Annotated in this window: 21 protein-coding genes; 10 read left to right on the top strand and 11 right to left on the bottom strand. The window is 44.1% G+C overall.

Translation table 11 applies throughout. The features are described 5' to 3' along the window. Positions 1-127 precede the first annotated feature (127 nt). From L3V32_RS02260 to L3V32_RS02240, 5 genes are all read right to left on the bottom strand, one after another. Positions 128-805: an ABC transporter permease gene (locus L3V32_RS02260; protein ID WP_005390676.1), complete on the bottom strand. Its 678-nt coding sequence runs from the start codon at positions 803-805 to the stop codon at positions 128-130. Positions 806-808: 3 nt separating this feature from the next. Then, positions 809-1,549: an ABC transporter permease gene (locus L3V32_RS02255; RefSeq protein ID WP_006742137.1), complete on the bottom strand. Its 741-nt coding sequence runs from the start codon at positions 1,547-1,549 to the stop codon at positions 809-811. An 81-nt stretch (positions 1,550-1,630) separates the two neighbouring features. Continuing rightward, the gene (locus L3V32_RS02250; RefSeq protein ID WP_012841998.1) at positions 1,631-2,401 is read right to left on the bottom strand and encodes an ABC transporter substrate-binding protein; all 771 of its coding nucleotides are present in this window, start codon (positions 2,399-2,401) and stop codon (positions 1,631-1,633) included. 82 nt (positions 2,402-2,483) lie between these two features. Beyond that, the gene (locus L3V32_RS02245; RefSeq protein ID WP_005378438.1) at positions 2,484-3,254 is read right to left on the bottom strand and encodes an ABC transporter ATP-binding protein; all 771 of its coding nucleotides are present in this window, start codon (positions 3,252-3,254) and stop codon (positions 2,484-2,486) included. Between the two features lie 264 nt (positions 3,255-3,518). Next, complete coding sequence (locus L3V32_RS02240) at positions 3,519-4,994, bottom strand: 54K polar flagellar sheath protein A (RefSeq protein ID WP_104969228.1); 1,476 nt, start codon at positions 4,992-4,994, stop codon at positions 3,519-3,521. Between the two features lie 455 nt (positions 4,995-5,449). On the opposite strand from L3V32_RS02240, the gene L3V32_RS02235 reads away from it, so the two are divergent. The 9 genes from L3V32_RS02235 to L3V32_RS02195 all read left to right on the top strand — a co-directional run bounded on the left by L3V32_RS02235 (position 5,450) and on the right by L3V32_RS02195 (position 18,430). Then, complete coding sequence (locus tag L3V32_RS02235) at positions 5,450-6,997, top strand: DUF3360 family protein (RefSeq protein ID WP_005390668.1); 1,548 nt, start codon at positions 5,450-5,452, stop codon at positions 6,995-6,997. 305 nt (positions 6,998-7,302) lie between these two features. Then, positions 7,303-9,579: a formate C-acetyltransferase gene (pflB, locus tag L3V32_RS02230; protein ID WP_005390666.1), complete on the top strand. Its 2,277-nt coding sequence runs from the start codon at positions 7,303-7,305 to the stop codon at positions 9,577-9,579. 152 nt (positions 9,580-9,731) lie between these two features. Beyond that, positions 9,732-10,709 carry a lipid A deacylase LpxR family protein gene (locus L3V32_RS02225; RefSeq protein ID WP_237283741.1) on the top strand — a complete coding sequence of 326 codons (978 nt, stop codon included), beginning with the start codon at positions 9,732-9,734 and terminating at the stop codon, positions 10,707-10,709. A 212-nt stretch (positions 10,710-10,921) separates the two neighbouring features. After that, positions 10,922-11,662, top strand: coding sequence for a pyruvate formate lyase 1-activating protein (gene pflA, locus L3V32_RS02220; protein ID WP_226422017.1), 741 nt, complete (start codon positions 10,922-10,924; stop codon positions 11,660-11,662). A gap of 154 nt (positions 11,663-11,816) precedes the next feature. Continuing rightward, positions 11,817-12,482, top strand: coding sequence for an energy-coupling factor ABC transporter permease (locus L3V32_RS02215; RefSeq protein WP_006742143.1), 666 nt, complete (start codon positions 11,817-11,819; stop codon positions 12,480-12,482). A gap of 136 nt (positions 12,483-12,618) precedes the next feature. After that, positions 12,619-13,119: a YfbU family protein gene (locus L3V32_RS02210; RefSeq protein WP_005390659.1), complete on the top strand. Its 501-nt coding sequence runs from the start codon at positions 12,619-12,621 to the stop codon at positions 13,117-13,119. A 486-nt stretch (positions 13,120-13,605) separates the two neighbouring features. Beyond that, positions 13,606-15,540, top strand: coding sequence for a PrkA family serine protein kinase (locus tag L3V32_RS02205; protein ID WP_005390658.1), 1,935 nt, complete (start codon positions 13,606-13,608; stop codon positions 15,538-15,540). Between the two features lie 47 nt (positions 15,541-15,587). Continuing rightward, the gene (locus L3V32_RS02200) at positions 15,588-16,859 is read left to right on the top strand and encodes a YeaH/YhbH family protein (protein ID WP_005390656.1); all 1,272 of its coding nucleotides are present in this window, start codon (positions 15,588-15,590) and stop codon (positions 16,857-16,859) included. An 11-nt stretch (positions 16,860-16,870) separates the two neighbouring features. After that, positions 16,871-18,430: a SpoVR family protein gene (locus L3V32_RS02195; RefSeq protein ID WP_006742146.1), complete on the top strand. Its 1,560-nt coding sequence runs from the start codon at positions 16,871-16,873 to the stop codon at positions 18,428-18,430. Between the two features lie 77 nt (positions 18,431-18,507). On the opposite strand, the gene kdsB is transcribed toward L3V32_RS02195, so the two are convergent. Genes kdsB through L3V32_RS02170 form a run of 5 tightly spaced genes read right to left on the bottom strand, consistent with a single transcriptional unit; the run spans position 18,508 to position 24,474 of the window. Continuing rightward, on the bottom strand, positions 18,508-19,263 hold the full coding sequence (gene kdsB, locus L3V32_RS02190; RefSeq protein ID WP_237283740.1) for a 3-deoxy-manno-octulosonate cytidylyltransferase: 756 nt from the start codon (positions 19,261-19,263) through the stop codon (positions 18,508-18,510). After that, on the bottom strand, positions 19,263-19,442 hold the full coding sequence (locus L3V32_RS02185) for a Trm112 family protein (RefSeq protein WP_005390649.1): 180 nt from the start codon (positions 19,440-19,442) through the stop codon (positions 19,263-19,265). The genes kdsB and L3V32_RS02185 overlap by 1 nt, the downstream gene beginning before the upstream one ends. Further along, positions 19,423-20,430 carry a tetraacyldisaccharide 4'-kinase gene (lpxK, locus tag L3V32_RS02180; RefSeq protein ID WP_006742147.1) on the bottom strand — a complete coding sequence of 336 codons (1,008 nt, stop codon included), beginning with the start codon at positions 20,428-20,430 and terminating at the stop codon, positions 19,423-19,425. Before lpxK ends, L3V32_RS02185 begins: the two co-directional genes overlap by 20 nt. A gap of 5 nt (positions 20,431-20,435) precedes the next feature. Then, positions 20,436-22,184, bottom strand: a complete 1,749-nt coding sequence (gene msbA, locus L3V32_RS02175; protein WP_006742148.1) for a lipid A ABC transporter ATP-binding protein/permease MsbA — start codon at positions 22,182-22,184, stop codon at positions 20,436-20,438. Between the two features lie 31 nt (positions 22,185-22,215). Next, on the bottom strand, positions 22,216-24,474 hold the full coding sequence (locus tag L3V32_RS02170) for a DNA internalization-related competence protein ComEC/Rec2 (protein ID WP_237283739.1): 2,259 nt from the start codon (positions 24,472-24,474) through the stop codon (positions 22,216-22,218). A gap of 8 nt (positions 24,475-24,482) precedes the next feature. Here L3V32_RS02170 and L3V32_RS02165 point away from each other — a divergent pair, with 8 nt between their 5' ends. Then, on the top strand, positions 24,483-24,992 hold the full coding sequence (locus L3V32_RS02165; RefSeq protein ID WP_006742150.1) for a DUF2062 domain-containing protein: 510 nt from the start codon (positions 24,483-24,485) through the stop codon (positions 24,990-24,992). Between the two features lie 148 nt (positions 24,993-25,140). Here the strand turns inward: L3V32_RS02165 and lolE are convergent, their stop codons facing one another. Next, positions 25,141-26,385, bottom strand: coding sequence for a lipoprotein-releasing ABC transporter permease subunit LolE (gene lolE / locus L3V32_RS02160; protein WP_048626175.1), 1,245 nt, complete (start codon positions 26,383-26,385; stop codon positions 25,141-25,143). Between the last annotated feature and the right edge of the window lie 2 nt (positions 26,386-26,387).

The raw sequence follows: 26,387 nt of genomic DNA, 5'->3' as shown, positions 1-26,387 counted from the left end.
AATATTAATGTAAGTACATGAATAAAAAGAAATAGTCTTTTGTATCGGTAGGAAAAATAGGAATGAAGATAACAAAATCATCAAAAAGCAATGGTACCCATTTCGATACCATTGCTGACACTAATTATTAACTTAAAGGACGTAGGTATGCCAAGAAGCGCTTCTCTGCCACTTTAAAGCACCACAAGATCATAAACGTCAGTGCCATGTAGAACAGCCCCGCCGTAAGGAAAGATTCAAATGGCGCATAGTAACGTGAGTTAACTAAGCGCGCAGCGCCAGTTAGATCCATAATGGTAACGATACCCGCGACCGCACTACCGTGCAGCATGAAAATCACTTCGTTTGAATAAGCTGGTAATGCTCGACGCAGTGCACTAGGCAAGATAATACGTCTGTATGTCATAAACTTACTCATCCCATACGCTTTGGCAGCTTCTACTTCACCTTTGGGCAAGCCATTAATCGCACCACGAATAATTTCTGCTGTATAAGCCGACGTATTAAGAATAAAAGCGACTAAAGCACAAAACCAGGCGTTTTCCCACAAGGTATCTTTCACAGGAAAGAACTGATCCATACCGTAATAAATCAAATACAACTGGACCAACAACGGTGTTCCACGGAAAAAGTAAATGAATCCCCAAGAAGGTAAGCTAAAGGCATAATTCGTACTATTACGTGCCACGGCTAATGGAATCGAGACACACAAACCGATAACCAACGCTAATCCTACCAGCCAAACTGTCGTCCAAAGTCCCTGAAGATAAGTTGGGAAACTTTCAATAATCAAAGAAAAATCCATAACTTACCTCGCATGAATACTGAACTTACGCTCAACAAGCTTGAGTAGCCCGGTCGAAACGCTGGTAAAAAACAGAAAGATGAGCGCGACAGCCATGTAAAAGGTAAACGGCATTTTCGTCGTACCTGCCGCCAACGAGCTCATTCTCACCATGTCATCCAGGCCGATGATGGAAACTAACGCAGTGGTCTTGAGTAACACTAACCAGTTATTACCAAATCCAGGTAATGCATGACGAATCATCTGAGGCAGTAAGATTCTTCTAAACGATAAGGCTGAGCTCATACCATAAGCTTTCGCCGCTTCTAGTTCACCTTTGTCCACCGCCATGATCGCTCCGCGAAAAGTCTCCGCCATGTAGGCACCAAAGATAAAACCAATCGTGAGTACACCTGCAATAAATGGGCTGACATCAATATAGTCGGGTAAGTAAGACGTCCATTCATGGTTTGGATCGCTCGAAGCAAACCACTCATTGAGCGTTTCGTTAATGGAGTACAGGCTATTGTTTAAAAGTATTTGTCCACCAAAGAAAATCAGCATCATCAGAACCAAATCTGGAATGCCGCGAATGACGGTGGTGTAAAGAGTGGCAATCGCCCTTGCCCATTTGTAAGGTGCTAACTTAGCTAATGCGCCAAGCATACCTAAGATCACGGCAAGAAGGAGTGAAAGCACTGCAACTTCTATCGTTACTAAAGCCCCTTTTAAAATCGAAGCTTCGTATCCTTGTAAATCTAGCATAGGTGAGTTCCTAATCCCTAAACTCAAAAAATCGACCGTTGACTACTTCTAGGAACAAGCCAACGGTCGCTTAATTACGGTTTATTCACCGTACACATCGTAGTTAAAGTATTTACCAGCAATTTCTTGATAAACACCTTTCTCACGTAGTGAAATTATCGCCGCGTCCAATTTCTTCGTTAGATCTTTATCTTGTTTACGCACAGCAATACCAAAACCTTCACCGAACCACTTAGGATCGGTCAATGACGGACCAACAAACTCGTACGCGTCGCCGCCCGCTTTATTAAGCACACCTTCTTCTAGAGCAGAGGCGTCGCCCAATACAGCGGCAACACGACCATTGGCTAAATCTAGGTAAGCCTCATCAAAAGAACCGTAACGAACAATTTCTACTTTATCGCCATAGTTATCTGTCAGATATTTGTCGTGTGTTGTTGCACGTTGAACGGCGATTTTCTTGCCATCTAGGTTGTCAAAATCCAGATTCGCGCCCTTCTTGGCAATAAATTTGTTTGGAATCAGTGCGTATTTGCCAGTGAAATCGACTTTCTTCTTACGCTCTTCAGTAATAGACATCGCAGCGATGATTGCGTCGTACTTACGCGCTAATAGAGAAGGAATGATGCCATCCCAATCTTGCGCGACAATCTTACATTTCACTTGCATTTCTTCACAAAGCGCGTTGGCCATGTCTACGTCGAAGCCTTTCAGAGAACCATCAGTTTCTGTCCAGCTAAACGGAGGGTAAGCACCCTCAATGCCGAAGCGAACTGTTTTCCATTCTTTCGCTTGAGCGACACCAGATACTGCCGTTGCAGCGATCGTTGCTGCTAATAACCACTTTTTCATTTCCATACTCCTGTGATTGCTATTTTATTTCGTTTTGTTTGTTGTGCTGGCTTAGGAGGCAATAGTCTGCCGCCTAAAAATATTAGTAAATGGATGAGATAAACTGCTGTAATCGTTCTGAATCCGGGTTTGTAAATAGCTTAGCTGGATTTCCCTGTTCTTCCACTAAGCCTTGATGCAAGAACATCACATGGTTTGATACGTCTCGCGCAAATGCCATCTCGTGCGTGACCACCAGCATGGTTCGTCCTTCATCTGCCAAATCTCTCATTACCCCTAATACTTCCCCAACAAGTTCTGGGTCAAGCGCAGAGGTTGGCTCGTCAAACAACATCACTTCAGGGTCAACTGCTAGCGCACGGGCAATAGCGGCACGTTGCTGCTGACCGCCAGATAAGTGCCCAGGATAATAGTCTTTACGCTCATATAGGCCTACTTTCTTAAGCAAGACTTCTGCGTTTTCAATCGCTTGGGCTTTTGGTACGCCTAGAACATGAACAGGGGCTTCAATCACGTTTTCTAGTACTGTCAGGTGTGACCATAAGTTGAAACCTTGGAACACCATCGCTAGACGTGAGCGAATACGTTGCACTTGCTTTTCATTAGCAGGAACGGATTCCCCTGCTCGGTTGTTCTTCATTTGGATTAATTCACCATTCACCCAAATTTCGCCTGCGGTAGGCGTTTCTAGCAAGTTGATACATCGAAGAAAGGTACTCTTACCAGAACCGGAAGAGCCAATGATGGAGATGACATCTCCTTTGTGCGCGGCAAGAGAAATTCCCTTGAGAACTTCATTTTGTCCAAATGTTTTGTGCAGGTCTTTTATATCTAGCGCTGGTACATCATTCATGCGCTCTACTCCCTGTGTTTTTGTCACTGCAATTAAGGGACTCCGCCCTCTCTAATTCGGAACAAATTAGCACCACACCCTGAAACTTGCAACAAATTATTAACCTAAATAATTCGAATAGAAAGATACGATAGCCAAATTAATATGCAATATATAGCAACTTATTCTTCAAAAGCTGAATATTAAATATAAAAAAGCCCCTTTAGAAGGGGCTTAATAAATTTACAAAAGTGTTAATTGAAACTTATTTAGGGTCGTAATGAATTAATTAAAACGACTGACTACCAATGAGTTTGAAGTACGTAATGTCACTTCATTTTCTAGGCCTTCTTTTTCAGAAGTAATGATGCCATCCAAGTCTTCATCTAGCTCAGGCTCTGACGCTTCACCATTAGAAAAGAAGCTCATGAAAACTTTAGAGTCGATATTGCTATCGTCACTCAATACCAAAGCAGTGCGATTAAAATCGTCCGAAGCTGAAACTTTCAAACCGTTAACGGCTGATGTTGGGAAATTGTAGTAATGGAGCTCAGGAACAACAACAGAGTCACTGTCGCTCTTTGTGAAAATACGATGTGTGACTTTATAGTCGCCTGAAGCCGCAAAGTAAGCGACACGAGTAAAGCCTTCTGTAGACGATGTTAAACCCATGTCCAGATCAATCACCGAGTCTGCACTTCCTTGTGTTGATACACTTGGTTTTGTGTTTGGCAGGTTATCAATATTTAAGTAAGAGCTTGGATCAACGTCAATATCCCATCCATCAGAGACCGTTTCGTTAATTAGAGAGTCCCAACCATTAACTTGATTCTCTGAGAACGCCATGTAGACCCAAGTTTCTTTATTCGTTGCACTAGGGCGATTATATTCAACGGCCGTTTTATCTAGCTTCAGCGCATCATACGCAAAGCCGTTAGTAATAAAACCAATGTGGAGAGTGTCGTAAGTATAATCAGAAGACGAATAAATGTTTGACGTATTATCCGCTCTGACTAAGGCGATCTCACCAGTCCCCCACGAACCAATACCATACTGGTAAAGCGCTTTGTCGCTTGAACCAGATTCATACTGGAACAACGCCGTAGGCTCACCTTTAAGCCCCATAAGCTCATCGGTAGGCAACATATCAGGGTTAGGTGACGTGAAAACATCGGTTTGCGAGACAAAGTTGTAGTCTCCACCACCTGATTCAGCATTTCGGTAATCTAGGTTAGTAAACTTATTGCTTGCTAAGTTACCGCCAGTAAAGCACTTGTTCAAAGAGTCTCGGTTAAGGGCAAACGTGGCATTACGTAGTTTCTTATCTTGTAAGAATTCTTTTGAAAACGTATTTACGCGAGCTTCTCTACCGTTAAATTCTATTGCTTGAAACGTTACAAAGCCGCCGTCAGGAATATCTTCAAGATAAAACTTAAAGTTATCAGTGGTTGGTTTGATGATGTCTCCGGCTCTTTTGCCATCTGCATCAGAGTAGTAACCGATAACATAGTTAGTCACTTGCTCTTTTGACGCTGCGCTATAGGTTAAAACCGTTTTATCACCGTTCAGCTCAGTTTTGTGGTCATACACCGTACAACCTTTCGCAGTAGCTTCACTTTCAGTCATTGTTGCTGGTATAGCAAAATCAAAAGTAAACGCTGTTTTCGGCGCAGCACCACCGCCGCCACCGCCACCGCCGCCACAACCGACCATTAACCCTGAGATGATTGCCACTAGTGGCAGTACTTTAAGCTGTTTCATGTCTTTTTCCTAAACTGAGCGGCAATGATTAGCCAAAAAATCGTCTTTGCCCTGTAGAAAGCAAGAATAAAGCCAGCTTTATATAATCATCATGAATATTGATATTTACCCTGCATCCCAGAACGATAAGAGCAACAAATTCTAATTTTATGCAACTTGTGTAATGAAATTACACAAGATTTCACCATCTCATTCGCATGCCAGAAACTTTCTGTAGTTTTATTTCACAACCATTCTTAAAGTGATCTAAATCAATCACCCTAAATGGCTATCTTGCTAGACTCCTGCCAAAAGATGAGGATTTTTTTGTGCCTCAACACAATAAGTTATTAGCTATGCTTAGGCACAATGTCGACGTGTAACAAATCTAATAATAGCTAGCATAAGCGTGCCGCAGGATGCGGATTAACACAATTGAATGAAGAATTCATAACTTTTAAATATATGAGGAATCTATGTCAGACGCAGTTAACAAAACGCACTCTGATTCAGATATCGAGACCAAGAGCTACCGTGAGCTTCATCGTCCAGCATCTGAGTTCGCAAGCCGTTCAGACTACCTAGACCACGAACTACAAATTATGAAGCCGCGTCGTTTCGGCTTAAACTTGCCAGGTCGTGACTTCCGTTTTGAACTTGAAGATCTTGTTCCAGCACTTGCCGGTACGATTGGTATTATCGCGATGTACTCTGCGGTAATGATGTCTTGGGCTGAAGGCCTAACTGCCGCATGGGACCATGTTAACCTGGGCAAAGATTTCGCCATCGAAGTTGCCCGTGTAGAGATGCTCATACCTGCACTTCTTTTCTGTGTACTTGCTTCTGGCTTTATTAACCCTAAAGCCAACCTAGCAGGTAACCACGGCCCAATGATCCCTCTTATTGGTACCATCGCGCTTGCTGGTGCTCACCCTCTTGCATTGGCAATTCTTATTGGTGTGTTTGGTTTAATTCTGAGCCTGTTAAAAGGTGGTTCAAAACTGGTTAACCTCACCTCTGAAGGTACGGCTGGTGGCCTTCTCATCTTCTTGGGTTTAACCGGAACGATGAGCCAAATTAATTCCATTCAAGCTTGGGCTGTTGGTTTGCAATCCGACACAGTTGCCGCAGGTAGCATGGGTTACATCGGTCTAATCGTTCTTGCGGTTACCATTGGCCTGTACGCGTTTCTTGCTAAAGTGAACAAACGCTGGCTAGCAATCCCTGTTTGTGCCTTCACTGGCCTTGCAATCGCACTTGTTCTTGGCGCAGGCTTCGATATTAAATTCGTAACCGAGACGGGTCTTCCAAACCTAAACCCAATCTACTGGTGGGGTTCAACAGAAGAAGGTTGGATGCTTGGTCTTCCTAATATGGAACACTTCATCGCTTCTCTACCATTCGCAATTCTTGCTGTAGCAATGTGGTCTCCTGACTTCTTGGGTCACCGCATCTTCCAAGAAATGAACTACCCACGTAAGAGTGAAAAAGTACTGATGGACGTTGATGACACAATGACAATGTGTTCTGTGCGCCAAATGGTCGGTACCGCTGTCGGTGGTGGTAACATCACATCATCTTGGGGGACTTACATGATCCCTGCAGCAATCGCGAAGCGCCCTATTCCTGGCGGTGCAATCTTACTAGGTTCTCTATGTATTATTGTTGCAATCCTTGGTTTCCCTATGGATGTTGCAGTATGGCCACCAGTTATGCGCGTTGCTCTTCTCGTTGGTGTATCTCTGCCACTACTTGAAGCAGGCATGCAGATGGTGAAAGACTCAAAAGATTCACAAGCAGCAGGCATCTGTATCTTTGGTTCAGCAGTCGTTAACCCTGTTCTAGCTTGGGCACTAACTATGCTTTTAGATAACAACGGCTTAATTGGTGATAAAGAGCGCGCGTCTCGCTTGTCGTTTGTAGACAAGATTGTGATCCCAGTAAGCGTACTTATTATCTGTTTAGTTGCTATGCTTGCAGTTGGTATGCTTGAAGGCCAATATGGCATCCAAGCTTGGCTGTAAAGCTGACAGTTCAGAAAATGTGTGGGTAGCGCTAGTCGCTACCCCATTTTTATCGAGATTTTTGAGGATTTATTGATTTAGTTTAAGGTTTGCAAAAAAATTTTAGTTTAACCTCTAACTGTTGCTTAAAAAGAGAAACGTTAAAACTAGTGACAATATTTATAGTTTTGTAACTCGAACATTTAAATTTAAGACTATAAATATTGTTATTCATAAGAGTGTACTGTTCCCCTCTTTAACTTGGGGATAGCTGGCTCAACGGCGAAGCAGTACGTATTTTTTTCTACTAAAAAGGTAGGTATGTCATGGCAGAGCAATTTGCTAAAGCTTGGGAAGGTTTTGCTGCAGGCGACTGGCAAAACGAAGTAAACGTTCGTGATTTCATTCAGAAGAACTACACTCCGTACGAAGGCGACGAATCTTTCCTAGTTTCTGAAGGTACTGAAGCGACTAACAAGCTTTGGGCTAAGGTAATGGAAGGCATCAAACAAGAGAACGCGACTCACGCTCCTGTTGATTTTGATACTTCAGTTATCTCTACCATCACTGCTCACGATGCAGGCTACATCGAAAAAGACCTAGAAACTATCGTAGGTCTTCAAACTGACGCTCCTCTAAAACGTGCGATCATCCCTAACGGTGGTATCCGTATGGTTGAAGGCTCATGCAAAGCCTACAACCGCGAGCTTGACCCACAAGTTAAGAAAATCTACACAGAATACCGTAAAACTCACAACCAAGGCGTTTTCGACATCTACACTCCACAAATCATGGCGTGTCGTAAGTCTGGCGTATTGACTGGTCTTCCTGATGCATACGGTCGTGGTCGTATCATCGGTGACTACCGTCGTGTTGCTCTATACGGTATTGATTTCCTAATGAAGGATAAATTCGCACAGTTCTCTTCTCTACAAGAGCGTTTCGAGAACGGCGAAGACCTACAAATGACAATGCAGCTTCGTGAAGAGATCGCAGAGCAACACCGTGCTCTAGGTCAAATCAAAGAAATGGCTGCAAAATACGGTTGTGACATTTCTCGTCCTGCTGAAACTGCACAAGAAGCTATCCAGTGGACTTACTTCGGTTACCTAGCTGCTGTTAAATCTCAAAACGGCGCGGCAATGTCTCTAGGCCGTACTTCTACGTTCCTAGACATCTTCATCGAGCGCGATATCGCTGCTGGCCGCATCACAGAAGAACAAGCGCAGGAAATGATCGACCACTTCGTAATGAAACTACGTATGGTTCGTTTCCTACGTACTCCTGAGTACGATGATCTATTCTCTGGCGACCCTATCTGGGCAACTGAGTCTATGGGTGGTATGGGTCTTGACGGTCGTACGCTAGTTACTCGTACAAACTTCCGTTTCCTAAACTCACTATACACAATGGGTCCTTCTCCAGAGCCAAACATCACTGTTCTTTGGTCTGAGCAACTACCTGAAGGCTTCAAGAAGTTCTGTGCGAAAGTGTCTATCGATACTTCTTCAATCCAGTACGAAAACGACGACCTAATGCGTCCAGACATGAACTCTGACGACTACGCAATCGCATGTTGTGTATCTCCAATGGTTGTTGGTAAGCAAATGCAGTTCTTTGGTGCTCGTGCTAACCTTGCGAAAACTATGCTTTACACCATCAACGGTGGTGTGGATGAGAAGCTAAAAATCCAAGTTGGTCCACAAATGCCGAAGATCGAAGGCGATGTACTGAACTACGATGAGTTGTGGGAGAAAATGGACCACTTCATGGATTGGCTAGCGAAGCAGTACGTGACTGCACTAAACGCTATCCACTTCATGCACGACAAGTACAGCTACGAAGCGGCACTAATGGCTCTACATGACCGTGACGTTAAACGTACTATGGCTTGTGGTATTGCTGGTCTATCTGTTGCGGCTGACTCTCTGTCTGCAATCAAATACGCAAAAGTTAAGCCAATCCGTGACGAAGACGGTCTAGCAATCGACTTCGAAATCGAAGGTGATTACCCTAAATTTGGTAACAACGACCCACGCGTTGATGATATCGCATGTGAACTTGTTTCTGTATTTATGGGCAAAATCCGTAAGCTTAAGACTTACCGTGATGCAATCCCTACTCAGTCAATTCTTACTATCACTTCAAACGTGGTTTACGGTAAGAAAACTGGTAACACACCTGACGGTCGTCGTGCTGGTGCTCCATTTGCTCCAGGTGCTAACCCAATGCACGGTCGCGATGAGAAAGGTGCCGTAGCATCACTAACTTCAGTTGCAAAACTGCCGTTTGCTGACGCACAAGATGGTATCTCTTACACATTCTCTATCGTACCTAATGCACTAGGTAAAGATGAGGGTTCACAACGCGCTAACCTTGCCGGTCTGATGGATGGTTACTTCCACCACGAAGCGGGTATCGAAGGTGGTCAACACCTAAACGTGAACGTTCTTAACCGCGAAACTCTAGAAGACGCCGTTAAGCACCCAGAGAAATACCCTCAGCTAACAATCCGTGTATCTGGTTACGCTGTTCGCTTTAACTCTCTAACTGCAGAGCAACAAGCTGACGTAATCGCACGTACATTCACAGAGTCTCTGTAAGACTTTAGTGAAATAACGTTTTAGTGATACAACAAAGGCTGATGCTTCTAAGCATCAGCCTTTTTTTATTTCTTGAATGAAAGTTGTGATATTACGAAAGATTTTGCCCACATTCTTACGTATGATGCGAAAAAAGTTAGCAAATAAAGTATATGAAACTCAGTAAATTAATTGTTCTTACTCTTCTTTCTCCAGTTGCGATGGCATCCACTAAGTCTACGGTCTCTTTTACACTCGACAATGATGGTATTTTCGGCGTCGACCAAGACTACACAAATGGTATTTTTCTTTCCTACGCAACAGGCCAACTGAAACAAGAAAGCCAATGGAAATGGCTGAGTCTGGCTGACTCAGAACACCCCAATATCGATAAAATAGAGTTGGTTCTTGGCCACAAAATGTGGACTCCAAGCGACATTGAAGCGGATTATCCACTGGTCAATGATCGCCCATATGCGGGTTATCTACATACTGAGATCAACTATCTTTCTTTGACTGATGATAAGGCCGTCCGCTACAACTTCACCATCGGTGCAACAGGTGAAAGTTCGCTTTCAGAAAAAGCGCAAGAAATCGTTCACGGCATAACAGGCTCGACTGACCCACAAGGTTGGGATTACCAGATCGACGATAAAGTGGCGTTTAGCCTTGGCTACCGCGTATTTAATAAATTGATGCGCAGCGAAGAACAAAAAACGCAATGGGAAATCACCAACATTAACGACATCAATGCAGGTAACTTCCGTAGTGATGTCTCTCAAGGCGTCATGTTTCGTTGGGGTACAAACCTAGCAAGCAGCATCGGAGCCGCCAATATTAGTGTTGAGAGCCCGTTCTCAGCGAGTATGCTCGCACAGGATACTTCAAGCTGGTTCTTATTTACGGGGTTTGAAGGTCGTTACCGGTTCAATGACATGACCATCGAAGGCGATCGCCCTGGTATTCCTGAGCCATCAGCGCCATACGACGTCACACTGCAAAATTGGCAAGCAAGCGCCGTAGCAGGTGCAACTTGGTATAACCAAAATTACGGTGCAAGCCTAACCTTTACGATAAAAACGCCAGATTATGAAGAATCCCAAACTGATGTTTATGGGACAGGCTCCTTCTCTGTGTTCGCCTTTTTTTAAAAGCTGACTTATCCCTGTATCCGTACCAATCTAAATACAAGGCAAAGTTCTCTCGTTTGGTATTAACCAACCCTGTGATCAAGCATTTATTTAGATTGGTCTATCTATTTTCTTTCTTCACATAACCTTGCCTTTAGTACCGACAAAGCTGTTTTAACCCTGCTTTTTGTAATAAAATAACAGCTAGAATTTACTAGTAATGAGAGCAAAAGATGTCAACAACTGGTCGTATTCACTCATTTGAGTCATGTGGTACCGTAGACGGACCTGGTATTCGTTTTATCGTCTTCTTGCAAGGTTGTTTGATGCGCTGTAAGTATTGCCACAATCGCGATACATGGGATACGCATGATGGCAAAGAAGTTACGGTTGAAGAGATCATTTCCGAAGCGAAAAGTTACCGCCACTTCATGAATGCATCAGGTGGTGGCGTTACTTGTTCTGGCGGCGAAGCGATGCTTCAGCCTGAATTTGTACGGGACTTTTTCCGCGCAGCTAAGGCAGAAGGTATTCATACGTGTCTAGATACGAACGGTTATGTTCGTAAACACACTGATGTTATCGATGAAGTACTGGATGCAACAGACTTAGTAATGCTTGATATCAAGCACATGAAAGATGAAGTGCACCAAGATCTCATCGGCGTATCGAACCGACGTACATTGGACTTTGCTCGTTACTTGCAAAAAATCGGAAAGAAAACTTGGATTCGCTATGTAGTCGTGCCTGGTTACACAGATGACCCAGAAGCAGCACACATGCTTGGTGAGTTTATTAAAGATATGGATAACATCGAAAAGATCGAGTTACTTCCTTATCACAAATTGGGTGCCCATAAATGGGAAGCATTGGGCTTAGAATACCCACTCGAAGGGGTAAACCCTCCACCGAAAGAAACCATGGACGAGATTCAATCCATTCTTGCGCAGTACAACGATAACGTAAAATACTAAGTGAACAGCAAGACTAACCTCTTTAAAATACCAGCATATTGCTGGTATTTTTTTAACTATACCTAAGTACCTTCAATGAATCTCTATGAGGTGATTTAGGTATAAAAAGAACAATAGAAATGATTGCGTCATGATCGCATAGGAAGGTAGTAACATGGATTGGTTTAACTTGGGCTCGCTGGTTGTCATACTTTGGATAGTACTCGCCTACTGTCTACCAGATTGGAAAAAAGTAGTTTGGCCCAAGCTTGAAAAGGAAAAAGCATTTCAGCACCTCGTTTTTGCAACACTCTTTTTTTTCAGTATCTTATGGGCAACTCAAGCTGGCGTAAAAGAAGGACTACAGATTCATTTTCTCGCGCTAACAACGCTGACGATGATGTATGGCTGGCGTATGGCCTTTCTAATCAGTATCCCTGCAATGCTGGTCAACCACCTGCTACATGATGTGTCGTTGTTGCAGTTACCCACGTCTTTAGTATTGTCTGCCCTGCTTCCTATCTTCATTAGTTACCTCGTCTTTCTTTTGAGTTATCACTACTTGCCAAGAAACATTTTTGTATTCATCTTCGTTGCAGGTTTTTTCAACGGCGCGATAACAGGAAGCCTGCATCTGCTGATTAACTCCTTTTACCATTTATCGGTTGGTCATTACGATTGGGAAACCATTCAACATAACTACTTTATTTTTGTACCGTTGCTTGCCTTCCCTGAGGGTCTATTAAATGGTATGTCACTGGCGGTTTTAACCGTATTCAAGCCAGAGTGGCTAAGAGTATTTTCAGACCGAGACTACATATACAATCATTACCATAAATAAGTGTTTTTAAACTGGTCAAAAGTGACAGTTCTTGCCATTTTTTAGTATTAAATATGTGTTGAGATCATGTTTCACTCATGTCTTAAGCGTTAACCTAAGCACATTAAAAATGTATTAGATATCTAGTGAGGTCATCATGGAAATGTCAAACGCTCAACGTTTGATTCTATCAAACCAATACAACCTTATGTCTCAACTTGATCCAAGTAATGCGGCCAAATACAAACGCTTACAAACGATCGTTGAACGTGGCTATGAGCTACAAATGCGTGAATTGAATAAAGATTTCGGCTGTCTGTCAGAAGCGGAGTGTCGTGAGATCATCGACGTTATGGAGATGTATCACGCGATGCAAGAATCTTACAACATGCTCGATACCGAAGATCGTAACAAAGTGGATCAGCGCCGCTTGCAGTTCCTTGGGTTTGATATTGCTTCAGAGGCCCAACAAGTCCATTACGTACGCTTCCTTATTGATTCTGAAGGTCTGTACCCTCAATTTGATAAAGCAGACCATCACTTTAACAGCCAAATGCCAATGCTGGATAAATACCGTCGTATGCTACAAACTTGGCGCAACTGCCCTCGTCAGTACCATTTATGCGAAAACGAGCTTGCACAAATCTTCAGCGCATAAAATATTCGTCTACGAAAAGGAAAGCACTCGCTTTCCTTTTTTATTTGCCCTGTCACAACCTTACCGCTGCTTTTTCACCTTCTTACGCTTCCCTTGTGCGATGTAGAGCAATGAATCACTGAGACTCTTCTGTCTTTGCCAAATATCTGATTTCTATTGCACCTATTCACGACATAAATTCATCTTCAGTGAAAGAGTGATTCAAATGTCACTTTTGCAATAAATTCATAATTGTTAAGCAAAATTGCAAATCCCCGACTAGGCTTAAGTAGAGAAAGGCTGTGATTGAAAGATTCATACCCACCGCTCACCGTTGTAATGAAAAAACTGTCCATAAAGCAAAGTCTTTGGTGTCGCCAATCTTACATTCTGTACGAACCAAATGTGATAACAGGACGTATATTCAAACAACAAGGAGCATAACAATAGGTGGGAAAGCCTGAATCAACGTTCGTCGGTAGACTGACTATTAAAGGGGAAAGCGACATGAGTATTTTCGACCACTATCAATCAAGATATGAAGCTGCAAAAGATGAAGAGATGTCGTTACAGGAGTTTCTAGCCCTGTGTAAGGATGACAAAAGCGCTTATGCTAATGCAGCAGAACGCCTACTGATGGCGATCGGTGAACCAGAGATAATCGATACGGCAAAAGACCCGAGATTGAGCCGCATCTTCTCGAATCGAGTTATCTCTCGTTATGAAACCTTTAAAGATTTTTATGGTATGGAAGATGCCATAGAGCAAATTGTGTCTTACCTAAAACACGCGGCGCAAGGTTTAGAGGAACGTAAGCAGATCCTTTACCTACTCGGTCCTGTCGGCGGTGGTAAGTCCTCACTTGCTGAAAAACTTAAGGCTCTGATGGAACAGATGCCTATCTATGTTCTTACTGCTAATGGCGAACGTAGCCCAGTGAATGACCATCCATTCTGTCTATTCAAAGCCACGGAAGACGGCGATATTTTGAAAAAAGAATATGGCATCGAGCAACGTTATCTTCGCTCAATTATGTCGCCATGGGCCGCTAAACGCCTTCATGAATTTGGCGGTGATATCACTAAGTTTAAAGTAGTGAAAGTTCGCCCTTCAATTCTCGATCAGATCGGTATTGCTAAAACAGAACCAGGGGATGAAAACAACCAAGATATTTCATCACTGGTTGGTAAAGTCGATATCCGTAAACTCGAACATTATTCGCAAGACGACCCTGATGCCTACAGCTACTCCGGTGCGCTGTGTAAAGCAAATCAAGGTTTAATGGAATTCGTTGAGATGTTCAAAGCGCCGATCAAAGTACTTCACCCACTTTTGACGGCAACGCAAGAAGGTAACTTCAACGGTACTGAAGGTCTATCTGCGATTCCATTCGACGGTATGATTCTGGCTCACTCGAACGAATCTGAGTGGCAGACTTTCCGTAACAACAAAAATAACGAAGCCTTCCTCGACCGTGTGTACATTGTAAAAGTACCTTACTGTCTCCGCGTATCCGAAGAAGTGAAAATCTACCAAAAACTGCTTGAAAACAGTGAGCTGTCTCAGGCCCCTTGCTCTCCAAGCACGCTCGAAACTCTAGCGCAATTCAGTATTCTTTCACGCCTGAAAGAGCCTGAAAACTCATCCATTTTCTCAAAAATGCGCGTCTACGATGGTGAAACACTCAAAGACACCGATCCGAAGGCAAAAAGCTATCAAGAGTATCGTGATTATGCGGGTGTTGATGAAGGCATGAATGGTCTCTCTACACGTTTCGCCTTTAAGATTTTGTCACGCGTATTTAACTTCGACCAAACTGAGGTGGCAGCCAACCCTGTACACCTGTTCTATGTGATTGAACAACAGGTTGAACGTGAACAGTTCCCTGCTGAAACTGCAGAGAAATATCTCGAGTTCTTGAAAGGCTACCTAGTGCCTCGCTACGTTGAATTTATTGGTAAAGAGATTCAGACCGCTTATCTCGAGTCTTACTCTGAATACGGTCAGAACATCTTCGACCGCTATGTCACCTACGCAGACTTCTGGATTCAAGACCAAGAGTACCGAGATCCAGAAACTGGTCAGCTATTTGATCGATCTTCACTCAACGCTGAACTAGAGAAGATCGAGAAAACCGCTGGTATTTCTAACCCGAAAGATTTCCGAAACGAAATCGTTAACTTTGTGCTTCGTGCGAAAGCGAATAACAATGGTCAAAACCCGGTTTGGACCAGCTACGAAAAACTGCGCACAGTAATCGAGAAGAAAATGTTCTCCAATACCGAAGAGCTACTTCCGGTTATCTCATTTAATGCGAAAACCTCTTCTGAAGATCAGAAGAAGCATGACGACTTTGTCGCTCGCATGATGGAAAAAGGCTATACCGAGAAACAGGTTCGCCTACTTTCTGAGTGGTACCTACGAGTACGTAAGTCATCCTAACCCAGTATTGAGTTAGGTCGCTTGTGAAACATGAAGAGGGCTATTTCATGGCGCAATTTATAGACCGAAGGCTCAATGGCAAGAACAAGAGCGCTGTTAATCGACAGCGCTTCTTGAAGCGCCACAAAGAGCAAATAAAAGAGTCGGTAGCAGACGCAGTGAATCGACGCTCGATTACGAATACGGAAACGGGCGAAGACGTCTCTATCCCTCACAAAGACATCAATGAGCCGATCTTTCATCAAGGCAAAGGTGGTGTTCGCGAACGAGTTCATCCCGGCAATGACCAATTCATTACTGGTGATAAAATTGAGCGTCCCAAAGGTGGCGGTCAAGGTAGTGGCTCGGGAGAAGGCAATGCCAGTCCAGATGGAGAAGGCCAAGACGAATTTGTATTCCAAATATCAAAAGATGAGTACCTCGATATTTTGTTCGAAGATCTCGAGCTGCCTAATCTAGAAAAAAACCAAATTGCCAAAATTACTGAATGGAAAACGCACCGCGCAGGCTTTCAAACTGCTGGTATCCCTTCAAACATTGCAGTAGTACGTTCGCTACAACAATCTCTTGCACGACGTACGGCAATGACCGCAGGTAAGAAACGCCTTCTCAAAGAGCTAGAAGATGAACTTGCTCGTATCAAAAACATTGAACCCGCTCAGCAGTTTGAAGAGAACCGCTTGAAGGCTGAAATTGAAGAGCTGCGTAAGAAAATTGAGGGGGTTCCATTTATTGACACCTTCGACTTACGCTTTAAAAACTATGAAAAACGCCCTGTACCATCTAGTCAAGCTGTGATGTTTTGTTTGATGGACGTATCGGGCTCGATGGATCAAGCAACGAAAGACATCGCAAAACGTTTTTACGTTCTGTTATACCTGTTCTTAACTCGTACTTACGAGAATGTAGACGTTGTCTTTATTCGCCACCACACCCAAGCGAAAGAAGTGGACGAGCACGAGTTCTTCTACTCGCAAGAGACCGGGGGCACCATTGTATCCAGCGCATTGAAACTGATGGACGAAATCGTAAAAGAGCGCTATCCAATTGGACAATGGAACATTTATGCTGCGCAAGCATCCGATGGCGATAACTGGGCAGATGACTCGCCAAGATGCCGCGATCTGTTAGTGAACAAACTACTGCCAAACTGTCAGTACTACTCCTACATAGAGATCACACGACGCTCGCACCAAACTCTATGGCATGAGTACGAAAAACTCACCGATGAATTTCCGAACTTCGCAATGAAAAACATTCGCTCTGTGGAGGATATTTTCCCAGTTTTCCGTGAACTATTCCAAAAAGAAACGGCGTAAGGAGGCTAGCGATGAGTACCGCAACGAAAAACCTCTCAGGAGAGGCGCCTAAGAAGCGTAATAGTAAAATGCTGCCAGATGGACCGGATTGGACATTTGAGCTGTTGGAACGCTACCACAAAGAGATTAAGCGTGTCGCACAACACTATCGCCTAGACACTTACCCTAACCAGATAGAAGTGATTACTTCCGAACAAATGATGGATGCCTACTCAAGTATTGGTATGCCCATCAATTACAATCACTGGTCGTTTGGTAAAAAGTTCATCCAAACGGAACAGAACTATAAGCATGGTCAAATGGGGTTAGCTTACGAGATTGTCATTAACTCCAATCCGTGTATCGCCTATTTGATGGAAGAAAACACCGTGACAATGCAAGCGCTGGTGATTGCTCACGCTTGTTACGGGCACAATTCTTTCTTCAAAGGTAATTATCTGTTCCAAACCTGGACGGACGCTAGCTCCATCATCGATTATTTGCTGTTTGCCAAAAAGTATTTAGCTGAATGTGAGGAGCGGTATGGGGTACAGGAAGTGGAAAAACTGCTCGACTCCTGCCACGCCTTAATGAACTTTGGTGTAGATCGTTACAAGCGACCAGAGAAAATCTCCATTACCGAAGAGAAAGCGCGACAAGAAGAACGCGAGGCATACTTACAGTCTCAAGTGAATGAATTGTGGCGCACAGTACCAAGAGCCAAAACCAAAGAGGAAGATCTTAAAGAGCGTTTCCCAAGCGAGCCTCAGGAAAACTTGCTCTACTTTTTCGAAAAGCATGCCCCGCTACTAGAGCCGTGGCAACGTGAAGTCGTGCGGATTGTACGCAAAATCAGTCAGTATTTTTATCCGCAAAAACAAACGCAGGTCATGAACGAAGGCTGGGCAACATTCTGGCATTACACCATTCTCAACCATCTTTACGATGAGGGTTTGGTATCCGAAAAGTTCATACTAGAGTTCTTACATAGCCATACCAGTGTGGTAGCTCAACCGCCTTATAATAGCCCTTACTTTAATGGTATTAATCCATACGCCTTGGGCTTTGCAATGTTCCGGGATATTAAACGTATCTGTGAAGAACCAACTGATGAGGACAAGGAGTGGTTTCCGGATTTGGCAGGAACCGATTGGTTAGATGCGGTACATTTCGCGATGCATAATTTCAAAGATGAAAGCTTCATTAGCCAATACCTTTCTCCGAAATTAATGCGTGATTTCAAGCTGTTTGCGATCAACGATGATGACCACAAAAACTTTATTGAAGTCGCCGCGATACATGATGAGATGGGTTATAAACGCATTAGAGAAACCTTAGCCGCTCAGTACAACTTATCTAACCTTGAGCCAAACATTCAGGTATTTAATGTCGATGTTCGTGGGGACCGCTCACTCACGTTGCAATACGTACCTCATAACCGAATCCCGCTTGATGACAGTTACGAAGAAGTTCTGAAACACGTATACCGATTGTGGGGATTTGATGTCATTCTGCAAGAAGTAAAAGACACAGGTCACCGAGAAGTCTTAGCGACCTGCCCTAAACGGAACCAATATGACACAAACATCTAACTAATACTTGGATATAAGCAATAAAAAGGCTCCTAATTCAGGAGCCTTTCTCGTTCTTAATTCAATGTGACCTTTAGTTATGCTTGCTTCGCCACAATAGCGCGCACCGCCTCTAGATCTTCTGGCGTATCAACGCCGGTTGCTGGCGCTTCTTTCGCTACCGCTACATGAATTTTTTCACCGTACCAAAGCACTCGTAGTTGCTCAAGGCACTCGATCTGCTCCAATGCGCTCGGAGCCCAGTTTACATACGTATTAATGAAACCAGCTCGATAAGCATAAATACCAATATGACGCATTAATGGATTGGCAATGATTTTGTCTTGTTTGGCAAAGTTATCGCGATCCCAAGGGATAGTTGCTCGGCTAAAGTACATCGCATAGCCTTGCTCATTAGCCACAACTTTAACTGCATTCGGATTGAACACTTCTTCTTCCGAGTCTATTTCTACGGCTAATGTCGCCATCGGAGCATCACACCCCGATAAGTTATCAGCAACCTGACGAATGATAGACGGTGGAATCAAAGGCTCGTCCCCTTGCACATTAACAATAATGTGGTCTGCAGGAATAGCCATCTTTTCAACAACTTCAGCAAGGCGTTCAGTACCTGATTCGTGGTTAGGAGAGGTCATACAGACTTTACCACCAAACGACGAGACAGCATCAGCAACACGCTCGTCATCAGTTGCCACGATAACATCTTCCGCACCCGCTTGTAGCGCTTGCTCGTAAACCCACTGAACCATAGGCTTACCGCCAATATCCGCTAACGGTTTACCAGGCAAGCGGCTCGATGCGTAACGCGAAGGAATGACAACCGTAAAAGACATTAGCGTCCCTCATCCATACTCATAGTACGAGCCTCAGGCTCGAGCAGAACGGGAATACCCTCTTTGATCGGGTAAGCGAGGCGATCCAATTTGCAGATCAACTCTTGATTCTCTTTATCGTACGTCAGCTTACCTTTGCAAACAGGGCAAGCTACAATCTCAAGCAGACGGTGATCCATAAGCCGCTTTAACCTCTTTTATTCTATTTAAAATTTGCTCTGCATCGTTTGGTTCAAACTGGGCAGATACAGGCAGATACCACCAATTATCTTGCGCATAATGGCTGCACTTGACAGCATCTTTCTCGGTCATAATCACATTGGCCCCTTGTTGAGCCAATGCTTCTAATTCTTGTTGGTCAAAGTCTTGATGGTCAGCAAAACCTTTTGTGACTTTAACATCTGCGTTCATCGAGTTTAGTGTATGAAAAAATCGTGGTGGATGCCCAATCCCTGCAAATGCCACTAGCTCTTTTAACTCAGAAACTTCCACAAGTTGCTTAGTCTTGAGGTTAATGGCTTTAGATGGCGCTAAAGTCATTGCGATTTCGCCCGTATGTGCTTGACCGCCATTGGTGATGATAAAGTCGACTTCAGCAAGACGCTCGACCCCTTCACGAAGTGGGCCAAGCGGAATAAGGCTTTCATTCCCAAATCGGCGATTCCCATCCACAATCACTAACTCAATATCACGGCCTAACGCATAATGTTGTAACCCATCGTCCGTAATAATGATATCCACACCTGACTCAAGCAGTGCTTTCACTGCATTTGAACGCACCGGGTCTACCGCAACAGGCGCTCCTGTGCGGCGATGAATCAACTTAGGCTCATCACCACAATGTTTCGCAGGCGTATCTTCTTTTAGCACTAACGGATAGGCAGGAGCTTTTGCTCCATAGCCACGAGAAACGACCCCTGGCTTAAGCCCAAGCTGTTGCAGTTGCTCAACAAGCCAAACCACAACTGGTGTTTTGCCATTACCACCAGCTGTGATATTGCCGACAACAATAACAGGGATAGGCGCGTTGTAGGCTTGCTTACGGCCTGTTTGATATTGCTTTCGCTTAGACTTACTTATTGCTCCAAATAATACACTCAGTGGCCACAAAAGCGGCCACAAGAGGTATTTTATTGGATGGTTTTCAAACCAGATTTTTTCAACCACCGCGTCTATTCACCAAACTGAATACGGTGCAATTGTGCATACGCACCATTTTTTGCAATAAGATCGGCGTGGTTGCCACGCTCAATGATGGCGCCATCATCAACCACAAGAATTTCATCGGCTTTCTCGATTGTGGATAAGCGGTGCGCAATCACGAGTACCGTTTTGTCTTTCTGCAGCTCATCTAATGCAGCTTGGATAGCGCGTTCGGATTCTGTATCCAAAGCAGAGGTCGCCTCATCAAGAATCAATACCGGTGCATCACGCAATAGAGCACGTGCAATAGCGACACGTTGACGTTGACCGCCAGATAGACTCGCGCCATTTTCACCAATCATGGTATCAAGCCCATCATCCATTTTGCTGATGAATTCCATAGCATGCGCGAGTTTTGCCGCTTTCTCGATATCACTGCGCTCGTATTTTCCATCCGTTGCGTAAGCAATATTGTTTGCAATCGTGTCATTAAATAAATGAACATTTTGTGATACTAGCGCAAACTGCTGACGCAAGTTCTTTAGCTCGTATTCACGAATATCATGTCCGTCTAATGTGATGGAGCCACTATCAACATCATAGAAACGATTGAACAAGTTCGCGATGGTACTTTTACCGGAACCGGAACGACCAACCAGCGCAACGGTCTTCCCTCTTGGAATATCGAAGCTGACATTTTCCAATGCTGGCTTTTCTGCGCCAGTATAAGTAAAGCTTACGTTTTTAACTGAAACATCGCCATTTGCGCGTTCAACTGTCAACTTACCTTCGTTTTTCTCGGGCTCAAGGTCAATCAACGCAAAGAGTGTTTGGCTCGCAGCCATACCACGTTGGAACTGAGAGGTAACGTTAGTAAGCGCTTTAAGCGGACGCATCAAACCAAACATCGCAGAGAAGACAACGGTAAATGTACCTGGAGTCAGTTGCTCTTTAATCGAGTCAATACTTGCTAAGTAAAGAACGGCAACAATAGCAAGTGACGCAATCATTTGGATGATAGGGTTAGCCGCCGCTTGAGCTGTCACCAACTTCATGCTTTGTTGACGCATTTGGTTGCTGACCTTCTCAAATCGTTGACGCTCGATATCCTGGCCGCCGTAGCTCAGCACGACTTTATGGCCTTTAAGCATCTGCTCTGCTGACGCAGTCACGTTGCCCATCATTGTCTGCATATTTTTGGATATTTTTCTAAAACGTTTAGAAACGACACCAATACCCCACGCGACAACGGGAGCAACAGCAAACAGCACTAACGACAACTGCCAGCTGTTGTAAAACATCAGGACTAACAGGCCAATGATACTTGCACCTTCACGAACGATGCTCACTAACGCTTGGCTGGTTGCCGCAGATACTTGCTCTGAATCGTAGGTAATACGTGACAATAAATTGCCCGTCTTTTCCTTATCGAAGTAAGACACAGGCATATGCATAAAGTGATTGAATACCATACGGCGGACTTGCATAACCACATTGCCGGATACCCAGCTCAAACAGTATGTGGAGACAAATCCACTTATGCCACGGACAAACATCATGGCAAAAATAATCAATGGAAGCGTGCGTAGAAAATCAGATTCAGCGTTCCCAAAACCTTCATCTAGTAATGGTTTTAATAGGGAAATCATATAGGTATCTGATATAGCATTAATAACTAATGCAATGACTGCAACGACAAGACCTGACTTGTAAAGGCGAATAAATTGCCATAGACGCTTAAACGTCTGCCAAGTCGTTTCATCAGTATTTATCGACATAGAAGTGCTTTATTTTCTTACATTAAGACTCTCATTCTACTCCCTTACGCAGCATCTGCCTATACCAAGGCTCAAATGTATCGCTACGTTTGGTTTCTGAGCGCCAATTATCACGGTGAATAGAGAAGCTTACCTGACCATATTCCCCAGTATCAAGCCAAGTAATGTCAAGCTTGCGATATGCTGTAACAACATGTTCTGCCGGCATTCCCCATTGATTATTTTTTGCCAAAGAAGCAACGGCCACACTCGGGTTTACCGCTTCAATAAAGCGAGGATTCGACGAACTTTTACTACCATGATGAGGGACCAACATCACATCACTTTTTAACTTTTCAGGCTCCCTGAGCAAGATCCACTCGCTAATGGTCTCAATATCACCAGTAAAAAGCATACTGAACGTAGAAATAGGGTCGGTAAGACGTAGTACACAGGAGTGCGGATTATATGCACGTTGAACAAGAGCAGGAGGCCAAAGTACTTCTATATTTAACCCTTGCCATTTCCAATGATCGCCGCGAGTACAAGACTCATATCCGATAAAGTTTTGGCTACTGAGTTTGCGCTGTGGCGAAAAGGCATCTTCAATGAACAAGCGCCCTCCTGCATGGTCATTGTCGGAATGGCTGAGGATCATCGTATCGATGCTTTCATAACCTCGTTGATGCAAGACCGGAGTGACGACCTGCTCCGCAATACTGCCATTTTGCCATGCTTTACCTGTGTCATAGAGCAACACTTTATCGCCTTTTTCTACAATCACCGCAAGGCCATGGCCCACATCTAGTACATCAATGCGCCAATGTTGCTGACCATATTCCGATGTGAGCTTAATACTAATTACAATGCCAAGTAACAAACACCACGCGTACTGAAACATGAATCGTTGAAACACCAAGCAAGCAATTCCCGTCAGAATCAACCCTGTCATTTCTATACTAATGGGTTGCCAGGAGCCTATCGCGTACTGTATTGACGTGCTCAATGGCTGCAATGACCAGTCCACCAACTGCCACAGAGGCTTTGCTATCATTTCAAGAAATAAAGATGAGAACAGGGCCAGAAACATCAAAGGCACAACGATAAATCCGAACCAAGGAATAAACGCCAAGTTGTATGCAATTGATGACAAACTGAAACCAGAAAAGTAATAGCCACTAATAGGCACGATTAACACACTCAACATCAATTGAGTAAGCAATAACACTTTTAACTTCGCCTTCCAGCCCCCGTTTTGATGCCGAATCAAATTGATTGCGAACAACACTGCGCAAACTGACAAATACGATAACCAAAAACTCATGCTATACGATGCAAAAGGTTGAACAAGCAGTTGTAGCGCTACCGCGAGCAAAAGTACCCGCCAGGAAGCCCAGTGCACTAAGGTATATTTGAGAACGACGTAAATAACACATACCGACACCGCGCGGGTAGTCGGTAATGAGAAGTCCGCTAACCAAGCATAGGCAACGGCAAACATCAGCCCACATAAGCTAGGCAATAGCTGGTATTGAGGTAACGCATAACGAATGGCACCGCCCACCACTAGCCCAAAAGTGAACGCCATACCAATATGTAAGCCCGAAATCGAGACCAAGTGCAGTAAACCACTGTCTCTGAGTGCTTGCCAATCCTCCTTAGATAACCAAGAGCGATCGGCAAAAACTAACGCATTTATTAACGAGAAATGATGAAGGGAGGACACATCCTCCGAAACATCAGCGATAATGGCTTGGCGCAAAGATGTAGTAGAACGAATAATCCAGGTAACATCCTTGTTAACAACACCGCGTGCGATAATACTTTTACCCATTGCGTGCTTTTCGGCGTCAAAACCAGCTTCGTTGCGTAGGCCTGTAATCGGCTTTAACGAGACGGATGTCGTAAACTCACTGTTAACATCGAGTGGAAAAGGCGTAATAAGACGGATTTTAGGTTTAAGAAAAGGTAACAGAGTTTGAGAATTTACCTTTTTTAGAGCCACAATGCCTTCATATCCGTGACTTATTTGCGTAAAAGGGCTGTCAACTTTACCAATTATGGTAATATTCTCCCCTGCTTGAAAAAGGGCTTGTCTCTGAGACTCCAATACATTGCCGTGGACGATGACAACCATAAAGCCCGCAATTGCGCCTATGCTAATTAAGCCACGACGTAATTTGATTATTGAGCCAGTGGTTATTATTCCCAGCAGCAGCCAACGCCAATCTGGTATTGTCGGCCACCAAGCTGACGAAATTACGCTCGCTACAAATAACGCCAAGGTCCAACTTTTTTCTGAGAGAGTCATGCTGTCCTATGCCTAGAAAGCTGATAAAACGCTTCATGCCAGATCATGAATTGATCAAACGCCAAAAAGCATTGAAGGTCTTCGGCAATGTGTTGTACAACCCGAACTTGTGGTGTTTAAATCGGCGCTCGGCGTCTGGGGCTTTTGCTGTCGGGTTATTTATGGCATTTGTTCCGCTACCAAGCCAAATGATCATGGCTGCAGGTTTGGCAATCATGCTTGGCGTCAATTTACCTCTCTCCGTCGCTTTGGTATGGATAAGCAACCCCATCACCATGCCTGTGTTATTTTATTTTGCGTATAAGCTTGGCGCTTTAGTGATGCATGTTCCTCCGCAACCTTTCCACTTTGAACTTTCGTGGGAATTCATCATGCAACAGATGAGCACTATTGGCCCTCCATTCTTATTAGGCTGTGCTATCTGTGGTGTCATATCCGCGATTATTGGCTACTTCGGCATTAGAGGACTTTGGCGCTACTCAGTGGTTCGGAGCTGGCAAAAACGCAAAATAAGATAAGACGTTACTGCATAAAAATCAGCATTTGCGCTATCAGTTGAGGGGCACCTAACAGTTAGAATGAAACACGATGTCGCTCAAGTTGGATAAATACAAAAAAGGACCGAATTCGGTCCTTTTTGCTTTTCTCGTATTGTAAAACGGTTGGTTATTTAGAACTCAGCACCGCTGCCGGATTTAACTTCGCGGCGCGAGAAGCGGGATACCACGTTGCAAGCAAACTCAAAACGATCGCCGTCACCGACACCAATGCTACGTCTGGCCAGTGTAACTGTGATGGTAAGAAGTCGACGAAGTAAATATCACCCGATAAAAACTGATGACCGATTAAGCTCTCTAACCCTTTAATTAACGGAGTCAGGTTTAACGCCACTAAGACACCAATAACACTGCCGACGAGACTGCCAAATACACCAGAGAACACGCCTTGCCAAACAAAGATACGTTTGATTAGGCTATCTTTTGCTCCCATTGTTCGCAAAATTGCAATTTCTGCGGCTCGATCTTTCACTGCCATCATCAGCGTAGACACAATGTTAAAACATGCCACACCAATCACGAGTACCATCACCAAGTACATAATGGTGCGTACGAGCTGAATGTCGCGATACAAAAAACCAAACTTTTGCTGCCAGCTTTTCAAATACACGTAAACATCCACCATGCTACCTACCTCACGAACAATAGAAGGCGCATTGAGAACATCATCCGTTTTTAGTGAAATGCCAGTGACCCCTTCCCCTAACCTCGCGTATTGCTGAGCATCCGCTAATGGCACTAACGCTAAAGAATGGTCTATTTGGCCATTCAACGTTAAGAACCCAGACACCTTCACGCGCACACGCTTGGGAGCCTGCACTTTGTTTGCGCCGCCTGTTTGCGGAATCATCAACGTAATGTAATCCCCCACTGCGACATTTAGCTCGTTTGCAACACCTCGGCCTAAGATCACTTGCTTCTGACCGGCATAAAAGTTTTGCCAAGCTTCTTGGTCAATAAAATTCGATAAGCTCGACACCGCTTGCTCGAAAGTAGGCTCTACGCCACGAACTTCTATCGCTTTTAGCTTACTGCCTTTTTCTGCTAACCCCGTAAAACGAACGTACGGCGCTGCCGCAACAACATCTTCATGGTTTAGGGCTTGATTCATCGTTTTGGTGTAGTTATGAAGCGGACCATTAACGCCTTCCAACTCACCGTGTGGAATAACTGACAACACACGCGATTGCAGCTCGCGCTCAAAGCCATTCATTGCAGAAAGACCGATAATGATCACGGCTACACCAACCGCAATACCAATCGTTGAAGAAAGCGAAATGAAAGACACCATCTTGTTGCGCTTTTTCGCTCGACTGAAGCGACCACCAATCATCAATGCTAAAGATGAAAACAAAA

The organism is Vibrio sp. J2-4, assembly GCF_021728155.1.
Taxonomy (GTDB): Bacteria; Pseudomonadota; Gammaproteobacteria; order Enterobacterales; family Vibrionaceae; genus Vibrio; species Vibrio diabolicus.
The sequence above is the reverse complement of the archived record's forward strand: the minus strand, read 5'-3'. Positions and strand labels throughout refer to the sequence as shown.